Annotated in this window: 16 protein-coding genes and 2 pseudogenes; 10 read left to right on the forward strand and 8 right to left on the reverse strand. The window is 70.1% G+C overall.

Going from position 1 to position 22,106, the window contains the following annotated elements; all coding sequences use genetic code 11:
• Window positions 1-164: 164 nt before the first annotated feature.
• Window positions 165-722 (forward strand): GNAT family N-acetyltransferase, encoded by a 558-nt coding sequence (locus IEY61_RS30010; protein ID WP_189050518.1) that lies wholly within the window; start codon window positions 165-167, stop codon window positions 720-722.
• Between the two features lie 390 nt (window positions 723-1,112).
• Here the strand turns inward: IEY61_RS30010 and IEY61_RS30020 are convergent, their stop codons facing one another.
• From IEY61_RS30020 to eda, 3 genes are all read right to left on the reverse strand, one after another.
• Window positions 1,113-2,342 carry a GlxA family transcriptional regulator gene (locus tag IEY61_RS30020; RefSeq protein ID WP_229706589.1) on the reverse strand — a complete coding sequence of 410 codons (1,230 nt, stop codon included), beginning with the start codon at window positions 2,340-2,342 and terminating at the stop codon, window positions 1,113-1,115.
• 91 nt (window positions 2,343-2,433) lie between these two features.
• Window positions 2,434-3,537 (reverse strand): sugar kinase, encoded by a 1,104-nt coding sequence (locus tag IEY61_RS30025; protein WP_189050522.1) that lies wholly within the window; start codon window positions 3,535-3,537, stop codon window positions 2,434-2,436.
• A complete protein-coding gene (eda, locus tag IEY61_RS30030) occupies window positions 3,534-4,172 on the reverse strand; it encodes a bifunctional 4-hydroxy-2-oxoglutarate aldolase/2-dehydro-3-deoxy-phosphogluconate aldolase (RefSeq protein ID WP_189050524.1) in 639 nt (212 codons plus the stop codon). Before eda ends, IEY61_RS30025 begins: the two co-directional genes overlap by 4 nt.
• Window positions 4,173-4,219: 47 nt before the next feature.
• Between eda and IEY61_RS30035 the strand changes: the two genes are divergently transcribed.
• The gene (locus IEY61_RS30035) at window positions 4,220-4,996 is read left to right on the forward strand and encodes an IclR family transcriptional regulator (protein WP_229706591.1); all 777 of its coding nucleotides are present in this window, start codon (window positions 4,220-4,222) and stop codon (window positions 4,994-4,996) included.
• 74 nt (window positions 4,997-5,070) lie between these two features.
• Entirely contained in the window at window positions 5,071-6,084 is a 1,014-nt protein-coding gene (locus IEY61_RS30040; RefSeq protein WP_189050528.1) for a LacI family DNA-binding transcriptional regulator, read from the forward strand.
• Between the two features lie 61 nt (window positions 6,085-6,145).
• On the opposite strand, the gene IEY61_RS30045 is transcribed toward IEY61_RS30040, so the two are convergent.
• Window positions 6,146-7,867 carry an amylo-alpha-1,6-glucosidase gene (locus IEY61_RS30045; protein ID WP_189050530.1) on the reverse strand — a complete coding sequence of 574 codons (1,722 nt, stop codon included), beginning with the start codon at window positions 7,865-7,867 and terminating at the stop codon, window positions 6,146-6,148.
• Window positions 7,868-8,228: 361 nt separating this feature from the next.
• Between IEY61_RS30045 and IEY61_RS30050 the strand changes: the two genes are divergently transcribed.
• From IEY61_RS30050 to IEY61_RS30060, 3 genes are all read left to right on the forward strand, one after another.
• The gene (locus IEY61_RS30050; protein ID WP_189050532.1) at window positions 8,229-10,055 is read left to right on the forward strand and encodes an RICIN domain-containing protein; all 1,827 of its coding nucleotides are present in this window, start codon (window positions 8,229-8,231) and stop codon (window positions 10,053-10,055) included.
• A 72-nt stretch (window positions 10,056-10,127) separates the two neighbouring features.
• Window positions 10,128-11,690, forward strand: coding sequence for a glycoside hydrolase family 43 protein (locus IEY61_RS30055; protein WP_189050534.1), 1,563 nt, complete (start codon window positions 10,128-10,130; stop codon window positions 11,688-11,690).
• Window positions 11,691-11,743: 53 nt separating this feature from the next.
• Window positions 11,744-12,007: a hypothetical protein gene (locus IEY61_RS30060; protein WP_189050537.1), complete on the forward strand. Its 264-nt coding sequence runs from the start codon at window positions 11,744-11,746 to the stop codon at window positions 12,005-12,007.
• Here the strand turns inward: IEY61_RS30060 and IEY61_RS30065 are convergent.
• The 3 genes from IEY61_RS30065 to IEY61_RS30075 form a co-directional block, all read right to left on the reverse strand.
• Window positions 11,991-13,268 carry an RNA-guided endonuclease InsQ/TnpB family protein gene (locus IEY61_RS30065; protein ID WP_229706593.1) on the reverse strand — a complete coding sequence of 426 codons (1,278 nt, stop codon included), beginning with the start codon at window positions 13,266-13,268 and terminating at the stop codon, window positions 11,991-11,993. The genes IEY61_RS30060 and IEY61_RS30065 overlap by 17 nt on opposite strands.
• A 232-nt stretch (window positions 13,269-13,500) precedes the next feature.
• Window positions 13,501-14,733 (reverse strand): ISAs1 family transposase, encoded by a 1,233-nt coding sequence (locus tag IEY61_RS30070; protein WP_189050539.1) that lies wholly within the window; start codon window positions 14,731-14,733, stop codon window positions 13,501-13,503.
• 280 nt (window positions 14,734-15,013) lie between these two features.
• Window positions 15,014-16,678 (reverse strand): glucuronyl esterase domain-containing protein, encoded by a 1,665-nt coding sequence (locus IEY61_RS30075; protein WP_189050557.1) that lies wholly within the window; start codon window positions 16,676-16,678, stop codon window positions 15,014-15,016.
• Window positions 16,679-17,105: 427 nt separating this feature from the next.
• Between IEY61_RS30075 and IEY61_RS30080 the strand changes: the two genes are divergently transcribed.
• The 4 genes and pseudogenes from IEY61_RS30080 to IEY61_RS32370 form a co-directional block, all read left to right on the forward strand.
• Window positions 17,106-17,708, forward strand: coding sequence for a DUF4956 domain-containing protein (locus tag IEY61_RS30080; protein WP_189050541.1), 603 nt, complete (start codon window positions 17,106-17,108; stop codon window positions 17,706-17,708).
• On the forward strand, window positions 17,705-18,535 hold the full coding sequence (locus tag IEY61_RS30085) for a polyphosphate polymerase domain-containing protein (protein ID WP_189050543.1): 831 nt from the start codon (window positions 17,705-17,707) through the stop codon (window positions 18,533-18,535). The genes IEY61_RS30080 and IEY61_RS30085 overlap by 4 nt, the downstream gene beginning before the upstream one ends.
• A 218-nt stretch (window positions 18,536-18,753) precedes the next feature.
• A pseudogene (locus tag IEY61_RS31910) lies at window positions 18,754-20,205 on the forward strand (CotH kinase family protein); the annotation flags it as partial.
• 36 nt (window positions 20,206-20,241) lie between these two features.
• Window positions 20,242-20,664, forward strand: a pseudogene (locus IEY61_RS32370) (cellulose binding domain-containing protein); the annotation flags it as partial.
• A gap of 526 nt (window positions 20,665-21,190) precedes the next feature.
• On the opposite strand, the gene IEY61_RS30095 reads toward IEY61_RS32370, so the two are convergent.
• Entirely contained in the window at window positions 21,191-22,096 is a 906-nt protein-coding gene (locus IEY61_RS30095) for an IS3 family transposase (RefSeq protein ID WP_268240707.1), read from the reverse strand.
• Window positions 22,097-22,106: the final 10 nt, after the last annotated feature.

A 22,106-nucleotide genomic window follows, 5' to 3' on the forward strand; every position in this document is an offset into this window, starting at 1 on the left:
AGGAACTGTGCGCGAAACGGGTCGAGGATGCATGATGGGACGGCGGGCACGAAGCCTCCAGTGATCACAGAGCGTAGACAACTCGATGATCACCGACTTCGTGCCCGTTTCACTACCCCACGTCCTCGCCGTCACCTACTGGCGGACGCTCTTAGGATCGCCGGGTGCCCGATCTCATCGCACCGACCACCCGACTGCACAATTCGTGGCTTGCCGCGCGCGACGAGTGGGGCCGCGGCGTCCACCAGGACGGCAGTGGCCTGCGCGAGACTGACGACGTCGACACGGCGGCGGGTTTCGCCGCCTGGGTCCAGGAGCTGCGCCTCAGGTCGGACGAGTCGATCCCGCCGCCCGACGGGTTGGTGCACGCGTCGTTCTGGTGGATCGTCGAGGACGATCAATTTCTCGGTGCGATCTCGCTGCGCTACCGGCTCAACGATTTCCTGACCCGGGCCGGCGGCCACATCGGCTACGGGATGCGCCCGTCGGCGAGGGGTCGAGGGCTGGCGACCTGGGCGCTGGGCGAGGTCCTGCACCGCGCGCATCGCCGTGGCATGAGCCGCTGCCTGATCACCTGCACGGACCACAACATGGCCTCCGCGCGGGTCATCGAGCGCCACGGCGGCGTGCTTGAGGACGTACGCGACACCGAACTCGGCCGGATCCGCCGCTACTGGGTCAAGTTGCCGGTCGATCGGTCCAGGAACGCCGCCACGGTCTGATCGGACCGGCATCCCAGGATTCCGGACCGGGGCGGAAGACGTGCTCGACCGGGCCGAGCGGGCTGGGGCATCGTCTGGGGCATGAACACCTCGACACTGACGTCCGGAGCTGCCGTACCCCGATGGTCGGTGCTGGCGCACCGCTGGCCGAGCGTGCTCGGCGTCGCCGCCGCGGTGCTGGTCCTGGCGACCGGCGCCGACCGGGAGACCCTCGCGACCGTGGTCGGTGTGGCCCTCCTCTGCTATCTGGGTGCCGACGCGCTGGACCGCCCCTGGGTGGCCTGGGCGGGCGTCCCGGTCGGCGGCCTGCTGGTCGTCGCGAGCGAACTGATCGGGCTGTTCTGGTGGGCCGGTCTCGGTATCGTCGCGGTCGTGCTGGTGGCCGTCGGCCTACTCGGCCAGGCGTCCCGACCGGCGCTCACCGCCCAGGCCGTCGCGCTGATCGGGTACGGCGTACTCGCGGTCACCGCGCTCTTCCTCGCGCCGGCCGTCGGGCTCGTGCTCAGCGGTCTGGTGCTGGCCGGGCACGGGATCTGGGACCTGGTCCACTATCGGCGCAACCAGGTGGCGCCCCGGTCGCTCGCCGAGTTCTGCATGCTGCTGGACGTCCCGCTGGGAGTCGGGTTCCTCGTGCTCGCGGCGGTCAACTGACCCCGTCGGAGCTCGGTAGGTGGCCCGGTAGCGCGACGGCGTGACGCCGTACCGGTCGACGAACGCCTGCCGCAGCGCCTCCGCCGAGGTGAACCCGCAGCGGGCCGCGACCCGGGCCAGCGGCAACCGGCTCGACGCGAGCAGTTGGGCCGCCGCCTCCAGCCGGACCCTGCGCACGTACCGGGCCGGCGTCTGGCCGAGCTGGGCGACGAAGAGTCGGGTCAGGTGACGTTCGCTGACGGCCGCCCGGCCGGCGAGGGCGGTGAGGCTGAGGTCGGCGGCCGGCGCGCTGTGGATGATCCTGACCAGGTCACGGACCAGGGCGTCGTCCGGTGCCGGTGCGGCAAGGAACATGCTCATCTGCGCCTGGTTGCCCGGCCGGTGCAGGTACGTCACCAGCCCCTGGGCCACCCGCCGGGCGACCTCGCCACCGTGGTCCTCGGCCACGAAGGCCAGGGCGAGGTCGAGGGCGGTGGTGACTCCGGCGGAGGTGCTGACCGCGCCGTCGCGAATGTAGATCGGTGCCGGGTCGACCCGTACGGCGGGATAGCTGGCCCCGAGCTGGTCGGCGAACATCCAGTGCGTGGTGGCCCGGCGGCCGTCGAGGAGCCCGGCGGCGGCCAGCACGGAGGCGCCGGTGCAGACCGATGCCACCCGTCGCGTCTCCCGGGCCAGCCGGCGTACGTGTCCGACGAGGCGGACGTCCTCGGACGCCGCCAGGTGCCCCTCGCCGCCGGCGACCATCAGGGTGTCGAACGGCCCGTGCAGCCGTTCGAGTGCCGCCTGCGCCGCCAGCGTCAGTCCGGACCGGCAGGTGATCGGCCGGCCGCCGAGGGAGGCCACCCGGACCTCGTACCGGGGGATTTCCCGGCCCCGGTTGGCGTAGTTGAAGGTGGTGGCCAGGCAGGTGATCTCCAGCAGCTCGGCCTCGGGATAGCCGACGACGACGATGACCCGTGTCCCGTCCATCGCCCGACTGTATCGCCGGCCGTCGTTCCCGGTTCCCGCCGAGGCGAGGACCCCGATGAGATCGTTTTCGACGATCTCATCGGGGGCGTCCTCAGCGTTGCACCCGGGCACCGGCTCCGCGCATCAGCGCCTCCACCTCGGCCAGGCTGGCCATCGACGTGTCGCCCGGGGTGGTCATCGCCAGCGCGCCGTGCGCGGCGCCGTACTCCACCGCCAGCGCCACGTCACCGTCGCGTTCCAGCAGCCCGTAGATCAGCCCGGAGGCGAAGCTGTCACCGCCGCCGACCCGGTCGAGGATTTCCAGGTCCGGCCGGTGGGTCGCCTCGGCGAAGGTGCCGCCGGCCCAGGCCACGGCACCCCAATCGTTCACCGTCGCGCTGTGCACGCCGCGCATGGTGGTCCCCACGACCTTGAAGTTGGGGTACGCCTGGACCGCCGTCTCGATCATCGCCTTGAAGTTGCCGGCGTCCAACGCCCCACTGTGGATGTCGGTGTCCGGCACCTGGAAGCCCAGGCAGGCGGTGAAGTCCTCCTCGTTGCCGATCATCACGTCGACCAGGCGGGCGAGCCGACGGTTGACCTCCTGCGCCCGGTCCTGGCCGCCCACGGCATTCCAGAGGCTGGGCCGGTAGTTCAGGTCGTACGAGACGATCGTGCCGTGCCGGCGGGCGGCGGTCATCGCGGCCTCGGCGGTCTCTGCGGCCGTCTCGGACAGCGCCGCGTAGATGCCGCCGGTGTGCAGCCACCGCACGCCGAGGGTGCCGAAAAGGTGGTCCCAGTCGACGGCGTCCGGCCTGAGCTGGCTCGCCGCCGAGTGTCCCCGGTCGGAGGTGCCGATGGCGCCGCGTACGCCGAAGCCACGCTCGGTGAAGTTCAGGCCGTTGCGTACGCTGCGGCCGATCCCGTCGTACGGCAGCCAGGTGATGAAGCTGGTGTCCACGCCGCCCTGGAGGATCAGATCCTCCAGCAGCCGGCCGACCTCGTTCTGCGCGAACGCGGTGACGATCGCGGTTCGCAGGCCGAAGCAGCGGCGCAGGCCGCGGGCGACGTTGTATTCCCCGCCGCCCTCCCACACCTGGAACTGGCGGGTGGTGCGGACCCGTCCCTCGCCCGGGTCCAGCCGCAGCATGACCTCGCCGAGTGAGACCAGGTCATAGCGGCAGTCGTCCTTCGGTCGGGGATTGATGATGCTCATGCCGGGCCTCCCGCCGCGACAACGGCCGCCCGCGTCCGGGCGGTGATCTCGTCCCACTGCTCGCCGGCGATCAGCTCGGGGGCCACCATCCAGCTCGCGCCGATGGCCAGCACGGCGGGCAGGGCCAGGTAATCGGTGATCACGGCGGGCGTGATGCCGCCGGTGGGGATGAACCGGACCTCGCGGAACGGCGCCGCCAAAGCCTTGATCATCGCGGGCCCGCCGAGTTGCTGGGCGGGGAAGAACTTGACGACGTTCAGGCCGGCGTCGAGGGCCATCTGGATCTCGGTGGCGGTGGCCGTGCCGGGCACCACCGGGACGCCGGCCACCTGGCAGACGCGTACCACCTTCGGCGCGAAGCCCGGGGTCACCACGAACCGCGCGCCGGCCGCGATGGCCCGCTCTGCCTGCTCTTCGGTGAGCACCGTGCCGGCGCCGACGGTCAGGTCGCCGCGACCGGCGAGCGCCGCGATGGCGTCCAGCCCGGCGGCGGTACGCAGGGTCACCTCGGCCGCCGTCAGGCCGCCCTTGACCAGGGCCTCGCCGAGGGGGTCGGCCTGCCGCGCATCGTCGAGGACGACGACGGGCAGCACTCGACCGACATCCAACTGTTCAAGTCCGTGAACGCTGATCACATACGTGACCTTACTGGAGGCGTACCGCCTTCGCTAGAGTGGCCTGCGTGTCTGCCGCACCCGAGGAGTTCCAGCCGGTCAAGTCGGCCGGGCGCACCCTCGACCTGCTCGAGCTGCTGGCCGACCACCCCCAGCCCTGGGCGCTGGGTGACCTGGCCCGCACCCTGGGCATCCCGAAGAGCAGCCTGCACGGCCTGCTGCGCACGCTGACCAGCCGCGGCTGGGTGCGGACCGACGAGACCGGCACCCGGTTCCGGCTCGGCCTGCGGGCCCTGCGGGTCGGTGCCGCCTACCTGGACGGGGACGAACCGGTCGGCCTGCTCGCCGGCGTCCTGGACGAGTTGTCCCGCCGATTCGGCGAGGCCGTGCACCTCGGCCGGCTCGACGGCGACCAGGTCGTCTACCTCGCCAAACGCGAGTCGGTGCACCGGCTGCGCCTCTACAGCGCGATCGGCCGTCGGCTGCCCGCGCACGCCACCGCGCTCGGCAAGGCGCTGCTGGCCGAGCAGCCCGTGCACGAGGTCGACCGGGTCCTGGCCTTCCCGCTGCCGCGTCTCACCCCGCACACGGTCACCGACCGCGATGCCCTGCACGCCGCCCTGGCGGCGGTGCGCACGGCCGGGCACGCCGTCGACCGGGAGGAGAACGCCGAGGGCATCAGGTGCTTCGCGATGGCAGTGCCGCTGGCCACACCGGCGGTCGACGCGGTGAGCGTCTCGGTGCCGGTGACCCGGCTGCGGCCGGAGCTGGAGACGGCGATCGTCGCGGCGCTGCGGGAGACCGTCGGTGGTCTCACCCAGGCCCGCAGCATGCTGATCGCCTAGCCTCGGTGCCCTCGTTGACCCCGCTTGGCACCCCTCATAGCCTGGGTTGAATCGATTCGACCACGAGGAGCGGGATGAACATCGGGGAGATCGCCCGCCGCGCGGGCGTGTCCCGCAGCACCGTGTCGTACGTGTTGAGCGGCAAGCGGGCGGTGTCGGAGCCGACCCGGCAACGGATCCAGGCTGTCATCGACGAGTTGGACTACCGCCCGAACGCCAACGCCCGCGCGTTGAAGGAGGGACGGACCCGTACCCTCGGGCTGGTCATTCCCCCGGCCAGTCAGCGCCTGACCGACATGCAGCTCGGTTTCGTCGCCAGCGTGGTCGAGGCCGCCGCCCGCGCCGACCTGGACGTGCTGCTCTCCCCCTCCGGCGGCGACCACGACCGGTCGTTCGAGCGGATCGTGACCGGGCGCCGGGTGGACGGCGTGATCCTGATGGAGATCCGGCTGGAAGACGACCGGGTCGCCCGGCTGCGGCGCAGCCCGCTGCCCTTCGTCACCATCGGCCGCACCGCCGAGCCGGCGGGCACGAGCTGGGTCGACGTGGATTACGAGGGGCTCATCGCCCGGTGCGTCCATCATCTGGCCGACCTGGGGCACCGGCACATCGCCCTGGTGAACCGCTCGGCCGAGTTGGTCGCCGCCGGCTACGGTCCAGGTCACCGTGCCCTGGCCGGTTTCGGCCAGGGGGTGACCGAGCGGGGCCTGACCGGCGTCGACCTGTGCTGCGGCGACGACGCCTCGGCTGGTGAGGCCGCCATGACCCGGCTGTTGGCCACACATCCGGACGTCACCGCCGTCGCCACGATCAACGAGGCCGCCCTGCCCGGCCTCCAGCGGGCACTGGAGGCGGAGGGCCGGCAGGTGCCGCGCGACTTCTCGGTCATCGGGGTCGCCGCCGCGCACTGGGCGGAGGACTTCCACCCGCCACTGACCGCGGCCGACGTGCCCACCCTCGACATGGGCGCCGAGGCGGTGGCGCTGCTGCTGGAACGAATCGCCGCCCCCACCGCCGCCCCCCGCCACCACCTCTACCGCCCCCCGATCTCGCTCCGCGCCAGCGCCGCCCCCGCCCCGCCCCGCTGAACCTCGTTGATCATGAGGTTAGCGGCACTTTGGAGATCGACAACTGCCGCTAACCTCATGATCAACACGACGGGGTGGGGTGGGGGCGGCGGCGTTCGTGGGCGGCGGCCAGGAGGAGGTAGCTGCTGGCGGTCCAGGTGTAGGCGCGATCGCGCAGGCCCGCGCCCGTCTCGGCGTCGAAGTTCTCCGCGAAGCCGGACTTCTCACACAGTGCACGGAACCGCTGGCTGACCTCGTCGGCGAGCCCGGTGTGCCCGGCCCGGCGAAGGCCGTCCTCGATCAGGATGGTGGCCGGCGCCCAGATCGGCCCGCGCCAGTAGCCGTCGGCCGTGTAGTGCGGCGAGTCGACCGGCTCGGTGGCGAGCCCGTGTGCGGTCAGATGGCGCTTGAGCCCGCCGGCGAGCGCGGCGCTGACGTCGGCGGGCAGGTCGGCGCCGAGGACGATGGGCATGAGGTCGAGCAGGCTGCTGCTCGACCGCGCCTGGCCGTCGCGCGCGCTGCGGGCGGCGAACCGCTGCCCGTCCCAGAGCTTCCCCAGCAGTTCGGCGCGGATGTCCGTGGCGATGCGGCTCCACCGCGTCGCAGCCTCCGGTCGACCCAGTTCCGCGGCCAGGTCGGCGAGCTGGCGCAGTTGCAGGATCAGCAGGGCAGCGAGATCCGGCGTCTCGATGACCCGGTCGCCGTCGAAGGTCGTGGCGTTGTCCCAGCCACTGTCGTTGCCGTGCTGGTAGTACGGCAGTTGGTGACCGGGCACCCGCCGGTGGTCGAGCCAGAACCCGGTCCAGCGCGCGAGCCGCTGGTAGCCGTCGGACACCGCGTCGGCCGACAGTGGGCGGGACAGTCGCTGCCGCAACTGACGCAGCGCCCAGCCGTGCACGGGCGGTTTGACGTAGTTGTAGAGCACCTCCGAGTGGGCAACGGAGTCCGGCAGCGCACCGGTGGGATCCTGGTGGTCGAACGGCAGCTGGAACTGGTGCCAGGCCAGCTCGGCGTCGGCGTCGGCGAGGGCCAGGGCGTTGAAGCAGTGGTCCCAGCTCCACACCTTGTTCATCCAGTGCTTGGACATCAGCACCGCCGGTCGGGTGAGGAAGCCGGCCGGTGCGACCGTCGCCGACCAGAGCACGTACGCGGCGAGTTCCGCGCCCGGGGTCTCCGGGCTGCGCCAGGGTGCCAGCGCGTCGACAAAGCTCGCGAAATCGGCCGCCACCGACCCGACGAGCTGGTCGAAACTTCGGTCGGCCGGGTAGGGGCGGCGAGCGGTCCGGTACTCCTCGACAGCGATCTCCCACGGCTGGTCGGCCGGCAGGACCACGGCCCGCTCGGCGGTCCCGAGCGCCTGCGCGCCCACGCTTCGCAGGTCGCCGGCGAGCAGCGTGATCCGGTAGCGGCGGCCGGTCTCGTACGAGGTGAAGACGTACGTGCCGGTGACCGGGTCGTCGTGGAGATAGGTGCCGCTGAACGGGGTGAGGGTGGCCCGCGCGGCGGCGATCCGCAGGCCGAGGCCGCGCCCGCGCAATCGTACGGTCTCCGGGCCGTCGTAGGTCAGCTCGATCAGGTCGGTGTGGTGACGCCAGGTCAACAACGCGGCGGTGGTGCTCACCACGGCATCGGCGGTCGGGGTGAGTCGGAGCACGGGATGCATGCCGGTCTGGTGGGAGATCAGGTGCAGGTCGGGGGCGTGCGTGTGCGCGGCCACCACCGGGGAGATGCTGAACCAGGCTCCCCGGTGGCTGAACGGGATGTCCTGGACGGAGAACGTCGGGCCGGTGTGGACGACGGTCATGGGCGGCGGCCGCCTTTCCTGGTGCGGTGGGTGCGGGTCGGCTCAGTCCTTCACGGCACCGGCGAGGGCGAGGGCTGACCGGGCGGCGATCACGGCGCGCCCCCGCAGGCGGGATCGTGTCATGTGACGCCTCGCTTCGTGGTCGAACCGATTCGCCGAATCGGTTCGGCCGACGATAGGCCCACCCTGGCAACCCGGTCAAGGGAGTCGATGCCCCGCATCGGCGAGCGCCGGAAACCTCCGCGTCACCGAGGCAACGCGCCGTTGACATTCACAACTGTCAACTTCTACGCTCCGTGCGAATCGGTTCGACGTGCCCTCCACGCGCAGAGAGCCGCCTTCGTCGCAAAGGAGTCCCCCAGTGAAGCTCCCCCGCAGACCAGGAACCCTTCGCCGTCCCATCGCCCGGCTCGCGGTCTTCGCGCTCGCGGCCGCCTCCCTCGTCGCCGTCTCCGCGCCGGCCCGCGCCGCCGACGAGTCGATCAGCGTCAACTTCTCGGTGACCAGCGGCGCGCCGACGTACCGCGCGGCCGGCTGGATCTACGGCATGACCGAGAACGCCTCCGGCCCGGCCGATCACTTCTACCGCGACGTGAAGTTCCGGTACATGCGCGCCGGCGGCGCGCAGCTGCCCGGCAGCGGCTGGGTCGGCGGAACCTACGAGCGCCGATGGAACTCCACCCTCGCCCAGGCGCGGCGCACCGCGGCGCTCGGCGGCGAGTTCATCCTGCTGCCGCACGACCTGTGGGGCGCGGACGGCGCCGCGATCTCCCGCTTCCCCGGCGACAACGGCAACTGGACCGACTACGACAACTTCCTCAACCGCCTGATCAGCGACGTACGCGCGGCCGGGCTGACCGTGCAGTGGGACATCTGGAACGAACCCAACATCACGCTGTTCTGGAACCGCCCGATCTCCCAGTACTTCGAGCTGTGGCGCCGCACCTACCAGCGCCTGCGGGCCGAGTTCCCCAACCAGCTCATCGTCGGGCCGAGCTGCGCCTGCGTACCGTCGACCAGCCACACCTTCTGGAACCAGTACCTGGACTTCGTCCGCTCGACCAACACCGTGCCGGACATCATCAGCTGGCACTCCCTGCCCGGCGACCCGGTGGCCAACGTCGCCGCCGCCAACGCCACCCTCGACCCGCGCGGCATCCCGCACCCCCGCCCGTACCAGATCAACGAGTACGCCGCGCCCGACGAGCAGAACCCCGGCGACGGCGCCTGGTACATCGCACGCCTGGAACGCGCCCGCGCCGACGGCCTCCGGGCGAACTGGGCCAGCGCCGGCAACCTGCACAACGACCTCGGCAACCTGCTGGTGCGCAACTCGGCCGGGCAGCACCAGCCCAAGGGGGAATGGTGGGCCTACCGCTTCTACGCCTCGCAGACCGGGCAGATCGTCTCGGTCACGGCCAGCCCGTCGTACGACGCGTTCGCCACGAAGACGTCCGGGTCGGCGAAGATCCTCATCGGCGCGGGCCGCACCACCGGCAACCTCACCGTCAACCTGCAACGACTGGACACCACCAGCGGCATCGTGCAGAACAACCAGGTCCGCGTGCTCACACAGCGGATCCCGCACAACGGCGGCGGCGCGGTGCAGGGCCCGATCACCGTCTCCAACAGCGTGGTCACCGTGAGCGGCAACAACGCCACGGTCTCGCTGCCCTACGCCAACCAGACCGACACGTACGCCCTGACCCTGCTGCCGCCAGCCGACGGCGGTTTCCAGTCGGTGGCGGTGGCCCAGCACTCCCAGCAGTGCCTGGACAACCCCGGCTCGAACACCGGTGACGGCAACATCCAGCAGCAGTTCCACTGCGAGGGCGGCGACCAGCAGTTGTGGAACTTCCGGCCGGTGGCCGGTGTGGCGAACACCTTCACGGTGGTCAACCAGCAGTCCGGCAAGTGCCTGGACGTCAGCGGCGTCTCCACCGCCGACGGCGCGGCGGTGCACCAGTGGAGCTGCCACGACGGCCTCAACCAGCAGTTCACGCTGCGCAAGGTGACCTACCCGGGCAACGACCCGCACGACTACCAGCTCGTGGCCCGGCACAGCAACAAGTGCGTGGACGTCAGCACCATCTCCACCGCGCCCCGCGCCCCGGTCCACCAGTGGACCTGCAACCCGGCGGGCCAGGGCAGCCCGCTCAACCAGACCTGGCGGCTCTGGGGCCGATGAGCGCCGACCGTCCCGTGGCGGCCCCGGCAAAGGATCGACGGTGCCGCCACGGGACAATTAGCATCGATCCGCATGACGAACCCCGCCGTCACCTTCCGCAATCCCGTCGTCCCGGGTTTCCACCCCGATCCGAGCGTCTGCCGGGTGGGCGAGGACTACTACCTCGTCTGCTCCAGCTTCGAGTATTTCCCCGGCGTACCCATCTTCCACAGTCGGGACCTGGTCAACTGGCGGCAGATCGGCAACGTGCTCGACCGCCCGAGCCAACTCGACCTGCCGGCGGACACGCCCGCCTCGGCCGGCATCTACGCGCCAACCATCCGGCACCACGACGGCCGGTTCTGGATGGTCACCACCAACGTGAGCATCGGCCGGCACCTGCTCGTCACCGCCACCGACCCGGCCGGGCCGTGGTCGGATCCGGTCCACTTCGACCTGCCGCACGTCGATCCCTCGCTGTCCTGGGACGACAACGGCGACTGCTGGCTGACCGTGTCCGGGGTCGAGTCGTACCGGATCGATCCGGAGGCCGGCAAGATCCTGGAGGGCCCGGTGCCGATGTGGTCCGGCACCGGCGGGCAGTACCCGGAGGCCCCACACCTTTATCGGATCGGCGAGTGGTGGTATCTGCTGGTCTCCGAGGGCGGCACGCACACCGGCCACGCGGTCTCCATCGCCCGGTCCCGCAGCATCCGTGGCCCGTTCGAGCCCGGCCCGGCCAACCCGTTCCTCACCCACCGCGGCACGAACCGGACCGTGCAGGCCACCGGCCACGCGGACCTGGTCCAGGCCACCGACGGCAGCTGGTGGATGGTGCTGCTCGGCATCCGCGCCAAGGGACAGTGGCCGCCGTACCACGTGCTCGGCCGGGAGACCTTCCTGGTGCCGGTGCGGTGGGTGGACGGCTGGCCGGTGGTGGACCCGGTCGAGGAGGTGATGGCCGCACCCGCCGGCGGCCCACCCGCGCTCGCCGCCGCCCCCGAGCCCGGCGGGCACCGCGACGACTTCGACGGCGCCGGGCTGGCGCCGCAGTGGCTGTCGCTTCGCAGCCGGCCGCAGCGGAGCTGGTCGCTGACCGACCGACCGGGCTGGCTCACCCTGCACGCCGACGGGGAGACCCTGGACCGGGCCGGGGTCACCCTGGTCGCCCGGCGGCAACTTCATCACGACTGCCGGGCCAGCGTCCGTGTCGACGCCGGTACCGGCCGGGCCGGGCTGACCCTGCGCATCGACGAGGCACACCACTACGACCTGGAGGTCTCCGGCGACACCGTGCGGGTCGTCGGCCGGGTCGGGCCGTTCCGCCAGGTGTTCGGCGAGCGGCGGGTGCCGGCGGGCCCGGTCACCCTGACCATCGCCACCCGGACCGGCGACCTACTGCCGCCGACGGTGACGGCGGCCGAGCAGGTGGCGGCGTCCGGGGCGCCCTTCGGCGTACGCCCCACCACCTGCGACATGGTCAGCTTCGAGGTGGCGACCGAGGAGGGGCCGGTCGTGCTGGCCGAACTCGACGGCCGATACCTGTCCACCGAGGTCGCCGCCGGTTTCACCGGTCGGGTCCTCGGCCTCTACGTCACCGAGGGCAGCGCCGCCTTCGACTGGTTCGACTACCGCCCCACGGCGATCCAGGAATGACCACCGCCGGCCGGGTCTCCGACCGGCGGTGAGGCCAGCGAAAACCGTCGGCCGTGCGGGTGGGCCCGCACGGCCGACGGCGGGTCGGTCAGCCTGCGGTGCAGGAGCTGATCTGCGGCCGGGCGCTGGAGTTGCCGTTCATCATCGTGGTGAAGCCGAACGTGTTGCCGCTGCCGTTGGAGCGCATCGTCATCACGTTGCCGCTGCCGTCCCAGGTCGGGTTGTCGCTCCAGGTGGAGGAGATCTTCTGCGGCGAGGTGATGACGACGACCACCGACCAGGTGCTGGCGCCACTGACCGTCACCGAGGTGTTTTGACATCCTCCTCGCCCTGAGGGACGAGGGTTCCCTCCACGCTGCGTGTGGAACACGCGGCGTCCGGGTGGGTTACCGCTTCACCGCGCGCTGCCGGGATGGGTCCCGGTCTCATGTGCGCTCCACGATCGTTTAGCCTGTCCGCCTGTCCGGCGGCCAGGATGTTGATGGCGGCGTTGATGTCGCGGTCGTGGTGGCTGCCACAGGGGCAGTCCCACGTCCGGACGTCGAGCGTCATTTTGTTGTTGATCCGGTCGCAGTCGGAACACATGCGGGTGGACGGGAAAAATCGGTCCACCCGACCGAAGGCGCGCCCGTAGCGTGCCGCTTTGTATTGCAGCATGGAGGTGAAGCTGGCCCACCCGGCGTCATGCACCGATTTGGCGAGCCGGGTCCGACCGAGACCGGCGACAGCAAGGTCCTCGACGTACACCGCTTGGTTGTCGCGGATGATCGTCGTGGACAGCTTGTGCTGCCAGTCTCGTCGGGTGTCGGCCACTCGAGCGTGTGCCCGAGCCACCTTGACGACGGCTTTCTTGCGCCGGTTCGACCCTTTGGTCTTGCGCGCCAGGTCCTGCTGCAACCGTTTGAGCTTGCGGGCCGCGCGGCGCAGGAACTTCGGCGCGCTGACCTTGGTGCCGTCGGACATGACCGCGAAGTGGGTCAGGCCCAGGTCGATGCCCATCTCGGACCCGACCGGCGGCAGGATCTCATCCTCGGCAGTGGTCGCGACGAACGAGGCGAAGTACCGGCCCGCCGCGTCTTTGATCACGGTGACCGAGGACGGGTCCGAAGGCAATGATCTCGACCAGCGTACCGGCACGTCGCCGATCTTCGGCAGACGCAGGCGGCCGTTGTCGAGAACCTTGAACCGGGAGTTCTTCGTGAACCGAATGTCCTGCCGGTTGTCCTTACGGGACCGGAATCTCGGCGAGGCGACCTTGCGGCCCTTGCGTTTACCGGTGACCGCGGCGAAGAAGTTGCGGTATGCGCTGTTCAGGTCGACCAGAGCCTGTTGCAGCACCACGGCCGACACCTCGCCCAGCCAGACCCGCTCTTCGGTGCCCTTGGCGTGAGTGATGACCTGCTTGAACAACTCGGCGTCGGAGATATATTTCTCGCCCGCCTCGCGGGCTCGCTGACGCAGCCTGAGCCCGTCGTTGAAAACCACTCGGGCACACCCGAACGCCTGTGCCAGCGCGGCGCGCTGAGCAACGTCCGGGGTAATCCGGAAGCGGTAACGGAGCTGCATCATCACGAGCATACCGTCACCACTCGGTCGGTTTGACCCCGGACGGCAGTTGATTTAAGGCTCAGCTTGAAGGAATTCGCACCGGTAGGCACTGCCGCGACGTGTCCACTCGGTTTTAGGTGGCCGAGTTCCGGCACAAGGCATTCGCCGACCGGCACCTGTCCCAGATGAGCAGACCATGCGCAACATGTGCCGTGACTTCGAGGCGGAACTGGTCGAGTTCAACGGCACGGGCGTTTCAAGATCATGATGTGAGTCCGAGGATGGTGAAGGGCCTGGTCATGTTCCGGCTGGCCCATCGGGTGGCTTCGGTGATGTCGCAGCGTCCGGCCAGGCGTAGCGCGTTGATGGCCAGGTTGCGTAGCGAGGCCAGGACGCGGGGTCCGGATCGGGCGCGGACCCGGGAGTGGTCTTCGCGGTAGCAGGTGTCACGGATCCAGTGCAGGGATTCGATGGCCCAGTGACCTTGGTTCCAGGCGGCGATCTGGGCGGGAGTTGCCTGCTCGGGGGTATGACTGGCCACGCCGAGTTGGGCGGCGGCGGACAGGTGCGCGCCGGTGGTGTCGGTGACGTAGCGTTCGATCAGCCAGACCTGGTTGACGTGTGGGAACGGCAGGTCGGGCGGAGCGGGCAGTACCTGGATCGTGCGGCGGGTGATCCGTCCGTGGCCGGTGTCGACGCGGTTGTCGGCGATCGGGGTGTTCTGCCAGGGCAGGGCGTTGAGGGCGTCGAACAGCGCCTGCCGGTTCTCCTTGACCGGGAACACGAACTGCCCACCCCGCGAGTGGATGAGCTCGGCGGTGGCCTTGACCGTGTGTAACGCGTCGGCGGTAACCGTGCTTCCTTCAATGTTGAGGCTGGTGAGCAGGTCACGGGCGGTTGCCGGCTCGTTGGTCTTGGCCCCGGTCACCTCGGTCTGGCCGATCACCACCGCCGGTGTCCCGGGCTCGGCGCTACCGGCCAGTGCGGCCAGCAGGTGCAGTTGGCTACCGTCGGCGTTGACGGCCCCGCGTACGGTTTTGCCGTCCAAACGGAGCAGGCCCGCCGGCCGCGGGTCCGGTGTCCGCTCACCGGTGTTGCGCGGGCTGGTGACCGGAGCCGGACCGGACCGGCGGGCCGCCGTCCACGCCGCGATCGCGGTGTCCAAGGCCTGCGCGTCGGTATCCGTGCAGACCCGCCAGATCGTCGACCGCGACGGCCGGCCCACCGGCAACGCACCAGCCCGCAGGTACAAATCGGTCAACACCGCGGGCGGCACGTCGGCCACCCAGCCCGCCATCGCCGTGTACCCGCTCATCCCCGCCACCGTCGCCGCCGCGACCAGCGCCAGGACCACCGCGGCCGGATGGTCCCGGCCCTGCGACGACCGGCCATCCGACACGCCGGCCAGCAGTTCGAGCAGGTCACCACACGCCTGGCCGACCGGAACACCAGCGACCGACGCCACATCGGCGTCGGGCATGACACACTGCACCACGACGAAGCTCCGTTGAAGAACAAGGTTCTGTGAGAAGTCCTCGTCCTACCGGAGCTTCGTCCCCACCCTGCCTCGCGACACGCCACTGTGGCCAGACCGCGATCCGCTATTCACACCACACTCATGATCTTGAAACGACCGTGAGTTCAACGGCGAGATAAGCCACATGCACCTACAGGTCAACTTCCCACCCAAAGTCGCCGTGGCCCGCCTGGTCACCTGACCCTCGTGAGACAGCACATCGAACCCTCCGGTTGTTTAACGAACTCATCGCTGTCAGCTACCTGCCGGTGCAGGTGGGGCTCAGACCCGTGCCGGTGCCGGTGCCCTGGAAGCCGAACTCGGTCGACTGGCCGGCGGCGATCGCGCCGTTGTAGCTGACGTTGGTGAAGGTGACCGCGCCGCTGCTGCCACTGCGGTTGGCGTTCCAGACGTTGGTGACGGTGGCGCCGGAGGGCAACGTCACGCCGACCGTCCAGCCGTTGACCGGCGCGGTGCCTGCGGTGACCCGCACCGTGGCGACGAACCCACCGGTCCACTGATTGAGCGACACCGATGCCGAGCAGCCGCCACCGGCCGGTGGCGTGGTGGGCGGGGTCGTGGTCGGCGGAGTCGTCGTGGGCGGAGTCGTGGGCGGAGCGGTGGTGGGGGGAGTCGTCGGCGGAGTGGTCGGGCCGTCGGCGAGGGTCGGGGTCTGCCAGTCCCGCCACTCGGCCAGGTTGCCCGCCTTGCGGCTGGAGATCCGGAAGACCCCGGCCGCGTTGCCCGTCTTCAGCAGGAACTTCTGGATGTGCTGCTGCAACGGGACGCGCCACTCCGATCGGGACGCGCAGTGCGTACCGTCCTGCACGTCGGACCAGTAGCTGATGTTGTCGCCTGCGCCGAGCGCCTTGTAGACCTCCGCGCCGGCCAGGGCCGCGACACTGGACGACCGGGCGGCCAGCCAGTCGATGTGCGGGTTGTCCATGATGAACAGTCCGCGCGGGGCGATCATGGCCACCGTCTGGTGGGTGTCCACGGGCAGGTTCGCCGGATTGCCGGTGTAGGAGCCGAAGGCGTCGCCCAGCCACGGCTGCTCGCCGTACGCGCTGTTCAGCGGTTGGGCACCGGACTCACCCGGAATGCCGCGGAAGATCGGCGAGCCGGCGCTGCCCGACTCGATCGGCATGGTCAACGCGATGCGCTGGTCGAAGGCGCCCGTGACGAAGGCACCCTTGCCGTAGCGGGAGCAGCCCGTGACGCCGGTCGCGTCCGCCCGGAGGATGCTGCCGCCCGACTGCTCGATGACGTCGATGATCCGGCTCACTCCCCACGCCCAGGCGACCAGCAGGCCGGTGCTGCTGGACGAGCCGTAGACGCTGTAGAAGGCGCCCTGTTTGTTGTTGCGCGGCGTGCCCTCCCGTCCCACCGCGAGCGGGTCGTAGCTGATCACCGCGGCGCCGGCGGACCGGATGGTGGCGGTGTCCGCACCGAATCCACCCAGGACCACCACGGCCGGGTACGGCCCGGTGCCCCCGCTGGGCAGTTGCACGCTCGCCGAGAAGCTGGCGCTGCGGCCGTTGTGCGTCACGTTCACCGTGATGTTCGTGTTCGAGACCGTTCCCGTGACACTCTGCGGCTTCGCCGGTTTGTCGCCGTAGACGTGGCGCTGCGCGAGGTGCTTGGTCTCCGCGCGGTGGCACCGCCAGTCGGACCTGGCCGAGATGCGCGTGCCGTTCAGTTTCCGGAAGGGATCCGGAAGCCGGGAGCTGGCCGGCGGCAACGTCGAACCGGGGACCGGGCAGTCGGCCCCCTCGTCCTCGACCGGCGCGACGGCCGCAAGGCCGACGGCAGCCGCCCGGGCCAGGCTGCTTCTCGCCACCACCCAGGTCGTCGCCCCGAGCGCGAGTGCCGTCACCGCCAGCACCACGATCGCCGATCGGATCTGTTGACGGCCCAATCTCATGGTCACTGAAGGCCCCTCTCCGGACAGACAGCAGGTTTCATCGACGTCTATCGATGACCATCAGCGGCAAGTTTCAGTCTGGACAACGAAAAATGTCAATACTATTTCGCAGGATCGACGGAATGCGGCTGGTCGCCCACCGTCGAGGGCTCGTGATTCAACCTGCTGATCCCGGTCGGCGAGCCGACGGATCCGTTCGCCGGGGCGAGCGTCGACCAGCACCAGGCGCACGACACACGGTCATTGACCCATCTCGATGAAGAGTCGTACTATTCACGGAATAGTTCCCGCAAGTTTACCGAAAATACCGGTGACGTTCGGTCGCCCGCCCGCAGTCCGTGCCCCGGGCAGCACGGGCGTCCCGTGCCTGGGCAGCACAGGACAGGTGCCGGGCCGGCGCGGCAGTGACTCAGGAGGAGAAAGCACGATGTCCCAGCTCGTCCTGTTCGGGATCGACATCTGCGCGGTGGTGTTGCTCGTCTTCGGGCTCTACTTTCCGCGACACCGCCGCCGCGATCTCGTCGTCGCCTACCTCGGCGTCAACGTCGGTGTGCTGGCGGTGGCGAGCGCGCTGAGCGCCAGCAACGTCGGCGCGGGGCTCGGGCTGGGGTTGGCGCTGTTCGGCGTACTCTCCATCATCCGGCTGCGCTCGACGGAGCTCGACCAGCATGAGGTCGCCTACTATTTCTCGGCCCTGGCCCTGGGCATCCTCGGCGCGCTGAGCACCACCTCGATCTGGCTCAGTGCCGGCCTGATGGCGCTCATCGTGGTGGTGATGTTCCTGGGTGACCATCCCCGGCTGCTGCGCCACTACCGGCACCAGATCATGGTGCTCGACTCCGCCGTCACCGATCACGTGGCGCTCGTCGCCCAACTGGAACAGTTACTCGGCGCCCGGGTGCACGTCGCCACCGTGCAGCGACTCGACCTGGTCAACGAGACCACCGTGGTGGACGTCCGGTACTCGGCGCGCCCCGGCACCGCCAGGACCGCTGGCGGCCGGCCGGCAACGGCGGGAGCACACCGATGAACCCGCCGCCGATCGCCTCGGCACTGGCGGAGATGGCCCCCGTCGGGTTGACCGAACTCATCGACCGGGCCGCGCTCCAGACCAGGGTCGACCGCAAGTACGTCATACCGCTCGACCAGCTGCCCTACCTGGTGGACCAACTCGTCCCGTCCGCCCAGGTGCTGGAGATCGACGGCGAGCGGGTGTTCCGCTACGAGTCGGTGTACTTCGACACCCCACGACTGGCCAGTTACCACTGCGCGGCGTACCGGCGGCGGCGGCGTTTCAAGGTGCGCACCCGCAGTTACCTCGACTCCGCGCAGTGCTGGCTGGAAGTCAAGATCAGCGGGGCGCGGGACAGCATCACCAAGCACCGGCTGCCGTACCACCTGAGCGACCGCGCCACCGTGCACCCCGGCCGCGACTTCGTCGAGGCGGCGCTGCGGCGCGAGGCGATCCACCAGGCCGTCGGCGACGCCTTTGATCCGGTGCTGGTCACCAGCTACCGTCGGGCGACCCTGCTGCTGCCGGCCACCGCCGGCCGGGTCACCATCGACACCGAGCTGACCTGGCAGGCCGGCGACAGCACCCTGCGGCTGCCCGGCCTCGCCGTGGTCGAGAGCAAGACCAGCTCCGCCGCCTCGCCGGCCGACCGGATGTTGTGGCAGCGAGGGATTCGGCCCGTCCGCATCTCCAAGTACGCCACCGGCCTGGCCGCACTCCGCCCGGACCTGCCGGACGCGCCGTGGCGTCGGACGCTGCGCCGCCACTTCCACCGCACCCCGCCGTCGGCGGGCCCGGCATCGACCACCACCCTTCGCTCCGAACAGGAGGCATCGTGCGTCTGACCGTCCGCAGCACCGGCACCGCGACGGCGGCCTTCCGCGCCGCAGGAGTCCTGGCCGCCGCCGTGCTGGTCGCCGGGCTGCTCGTCCCGTCCCCGTCACCGGCCGGCGCCGAACCGCTCGCCGCCACCGCCGCCAACTCCACCACGACCACCTCGGCGGCCGACGCCGTCGCGGCGGCGGCCGCCGCCGACGACCTGGTCGGCGACATCCGTTTCTCCGTGCCCAGCGGCACCTTCTCCGGCGAGGTGTCGGTGTCGCTGAGCACCACCGTCAGCGGCGCCCAGATCCGCTACACCACCGACGGGCGGTTGCCCACTGCACAGTCTTCGCTCTACTCCGGCTCGCCGCTGCGGTTGACCCGGACCACCCAACTGCGGGCACAGGCCTTCGTCGGGCAGGCCGCGTCCGGGGCACCCGGCACGGCCATGTACGTCGCCCGCACCACCGCCACCGCGCACGACCTGCCGGTGATCCTGATCGACTCGTACGGGGCGGGCCGACCGGACCGGCAGTACTTCAACGCGGCCACCATGATTTTCGAACCGAGTGGCGGGACCACTTCGCTGGCCGCCGCCCCCACCGTGGCCACCCGGGCCGGGTTCCGGCTGCGCGGGCAGTCGTCGGCCATGTTCGCCAAGACGCCGTACCGGCTCGAGTTCTGGGACAACGAGGACGACGACGCCGACTACCCGGTGCTGGGCATGCCCGCCGACTCCGACTGGGTGCTGCGCGGGCCGTTCAGCGACAAGGCGTTGATCCGGGAGGCCTTCGTCTACGACCTCGGGCGGCAGATGGGCCTGCCGGCGCCCCGGTACGCGTTCGCGGAGTTCTACCTCAACACCGACGCCGGCCCGGTCGGCGCCGACGACTACATGGGCGTCTACATGATCGTGGAGACGATCAAGAACTCCAAGAACCGCCTCGACCTCAAGAAGCTCCGTTCCGACGACCGGACGCTGCCGAAGATCACCGGTGGCTACATCTTCAAGTTCGAGTGGATGGCCGCCGAGGAGCCGACGCTGCCGTGCACCGGACCGGCGGCGAGTTGCTGGAACTACCTGGAGGTCGCCGACCCGTCGCCGTTGGCGTCCGAACAGCGGGACTGGCTGCGCAACCACATCCAGGAGTTCCACAACGTCCTACGGGCATCCAACTTCGCCGATCCGGCAACCGGCTACCGGGCGTACATCGACGTGGATTCCTTCATCGACCAGCTCATCATCAACGAGCTGAGCCGGGAGATGGACTCCTACCTCCGCAGCGCGTACTTCTACAAGGACCGGGACACCAAGATCTTCGCCGGTCCGCTGTGGGACTACGACCTCAGCTTCGGCGTCGGTGGCTACTTTGCCAACGACCAGACCTCCGGCTGGCAGTACCAGCAGGGACGCCAACCAATGGCGAACGACTGGTACAACCAGCTCTTGCGGGACCCGGCCTTCGTCAACCAGGTCCGGCTACGATGGCAGACGCTGCGCCGTGGTGCACTCTCCGACGCGTCGTTGCAGTCCCGGATCAACGCCCTGACCGCGCCGCTGGGCAACGGGGCGCAACGCAACTTCCAGCGCTGGCCCAACCTGAGCACCCGGATGATCGGGCCCTTCATCACCCCGACCGCGTCGACGTGGCAGGGGCAGGTCCAGTACATGCGGGACTGGATGCTGCGCCGCGCGGCCTGGCTGGACTCGACCGCGGGCTGGGGCGGTCCCACCACTCCCCCGCCCACCACCCCACCACCGGGACCCACCACGCCACCACCCGGGCCCACCACCCCACCACCCGGACCGACGACCCCACCGCCCGGCCCGACCACGCCACCGCCGGCCAGCGCCGCCTGCACCGCGACGTACACGGTGACCAACCAGTGGACCGGCGGCTTCCAGGGTGAGGTGCGGGTCACCGCGGGGACGCGGGCGATCAGCAACTGGACGGTGACCTGGACCCTGCCCAGCGGCCAGGCGATCACCCAGGCATGGAACGCGACCGTAACCACCCAGGGATCGACGGTCACCGCCCGCAACGTCAGTTACAACGGCTCGCTCGCCCCCGGTGCCAGCACCACGTTCGGCTTCCTCGGATCCTCCTCCGGCGCGCCCGGCACCCCCACACCGACCTGCACGGCGAGCTGACTCCCCGACGGACGTGCCTGGCACCGGGCCATCACCGGCCCGGTGCCAGGCACCTGCCGCCGAGTCCACCGACCATCTGTCGGCTCCCCTGGTCTACGAACTGACCGCCGCGCTGATCGAGATCCGGGCTGTGATCGTCGCCGCCGGGCCGCCGACCCGGGCTGGGCACACTGCTGCCTTCTCGCCCTGTCGAGCTGATCCGTTTGCGCTATCACGCAAGCGGCGAGAGATGGACGCCACCTCGGACAAGCGGCGGGAATGGACGCCACCTCCGCCGAGCACGGTGGCAGGTTCCGGTGTGTCGCTCCGCCCGAAAGCCTTCTGGCGGAGCAGCCCAGCAGGGTCAGGTCGACCAGCACCACATCCAGCCCGGCGAGCCGCTGGCCGCAGTCAAGGCCATCGCGACCCCGGTAACCGCGAACCGTTCACGCCATCAGCTCGACAGGGCACGGCCCAGGCACAGCCAGGCAGCCAGGCAGCCAGCGTCCGATCACCCTGTCAAGCCCCGGGTTTGATGGAGAGTTGGTTATCTGGTTTCCAGGGATGCGGTGACCGGCTGGGTCATCGCGTGTAGGGCCTCGTACTCGGCAGGTGGGAGGTGTCCGAGTTCGCCATGCAGCCGGCGGTTGTTGTACCAGTCGATGTACTCGACGGTGGCCATCTCCAGGTCGTCGAGCCCGCGCCAAGGCCCTCGGTTACGGACGAGTTCGGCCTTGTACAGGGAGTTGAACGCCTCGGCCATCGCGTTGTCGTAGGAGTCGCCCTTGGCGCCGACCGAGGCGACGGCGCCGGCCTCGGCGAGCCGCTGGCTGTAGCGGATCGCTCGATACTGGACTCCCCGGTCCGAGTGATGGACGAGTCCGCCCAGGTCAGCGCCCTGATTCTCGCGGCGCCAGATCGCCATCTTCAACGCGTCCAGGGCCAGATCCGTGTAGAGCGACGTGGACACCTGCCAGCCGACGATCATGCGCGAGTGCACGTCGAGCACGAACGCGGCGTACACCCAGCCCACGGCGGTGCGCACGTAGGTCAGGTCGGCGACCCACAGCTGGTTCGGCCGCACTGCGGCGAAGTCACGTTTGACAAGGTCACGAGGCCGGTCGGTCTCGGCCGCGGGCCGGGTCGTGCGCGGCGACTTGTCGCGCAGTAGCCCACGCAGCCCGGCGGCGCGCATCAGCCGTTCGACCGTGCACCGGGCCACCTCGACGCCCTGGCGGCGCAGCTCGTGCCAAATCTTGCGGGCACCGTAGACGCCGTAGTTCTCGGCGTGGATCCTCCTGATCATCTCGGTGAGTTCGCTGTCGCGCCGTGACCGGGCCAGGGCTGTTGCGTAGTCGCTTGAGGGCGGGTTGAGCTGGAAGTTTGGGTGGGATCGGGGTCCATGTAGGACGGGTGCGGCCCGTAGGTGATCATCGAGTTGCTGAGACACCATGATCCCGAGA

This window comes from Micromonospora sonchi (assembly GCF_014646235.1).
Lineage (GTDB): Bacteria > Actinomycetota > Actinomycetes > Mycobacteriales > Micromonosporaceae > Micromonospora > Micromonospora sonchi.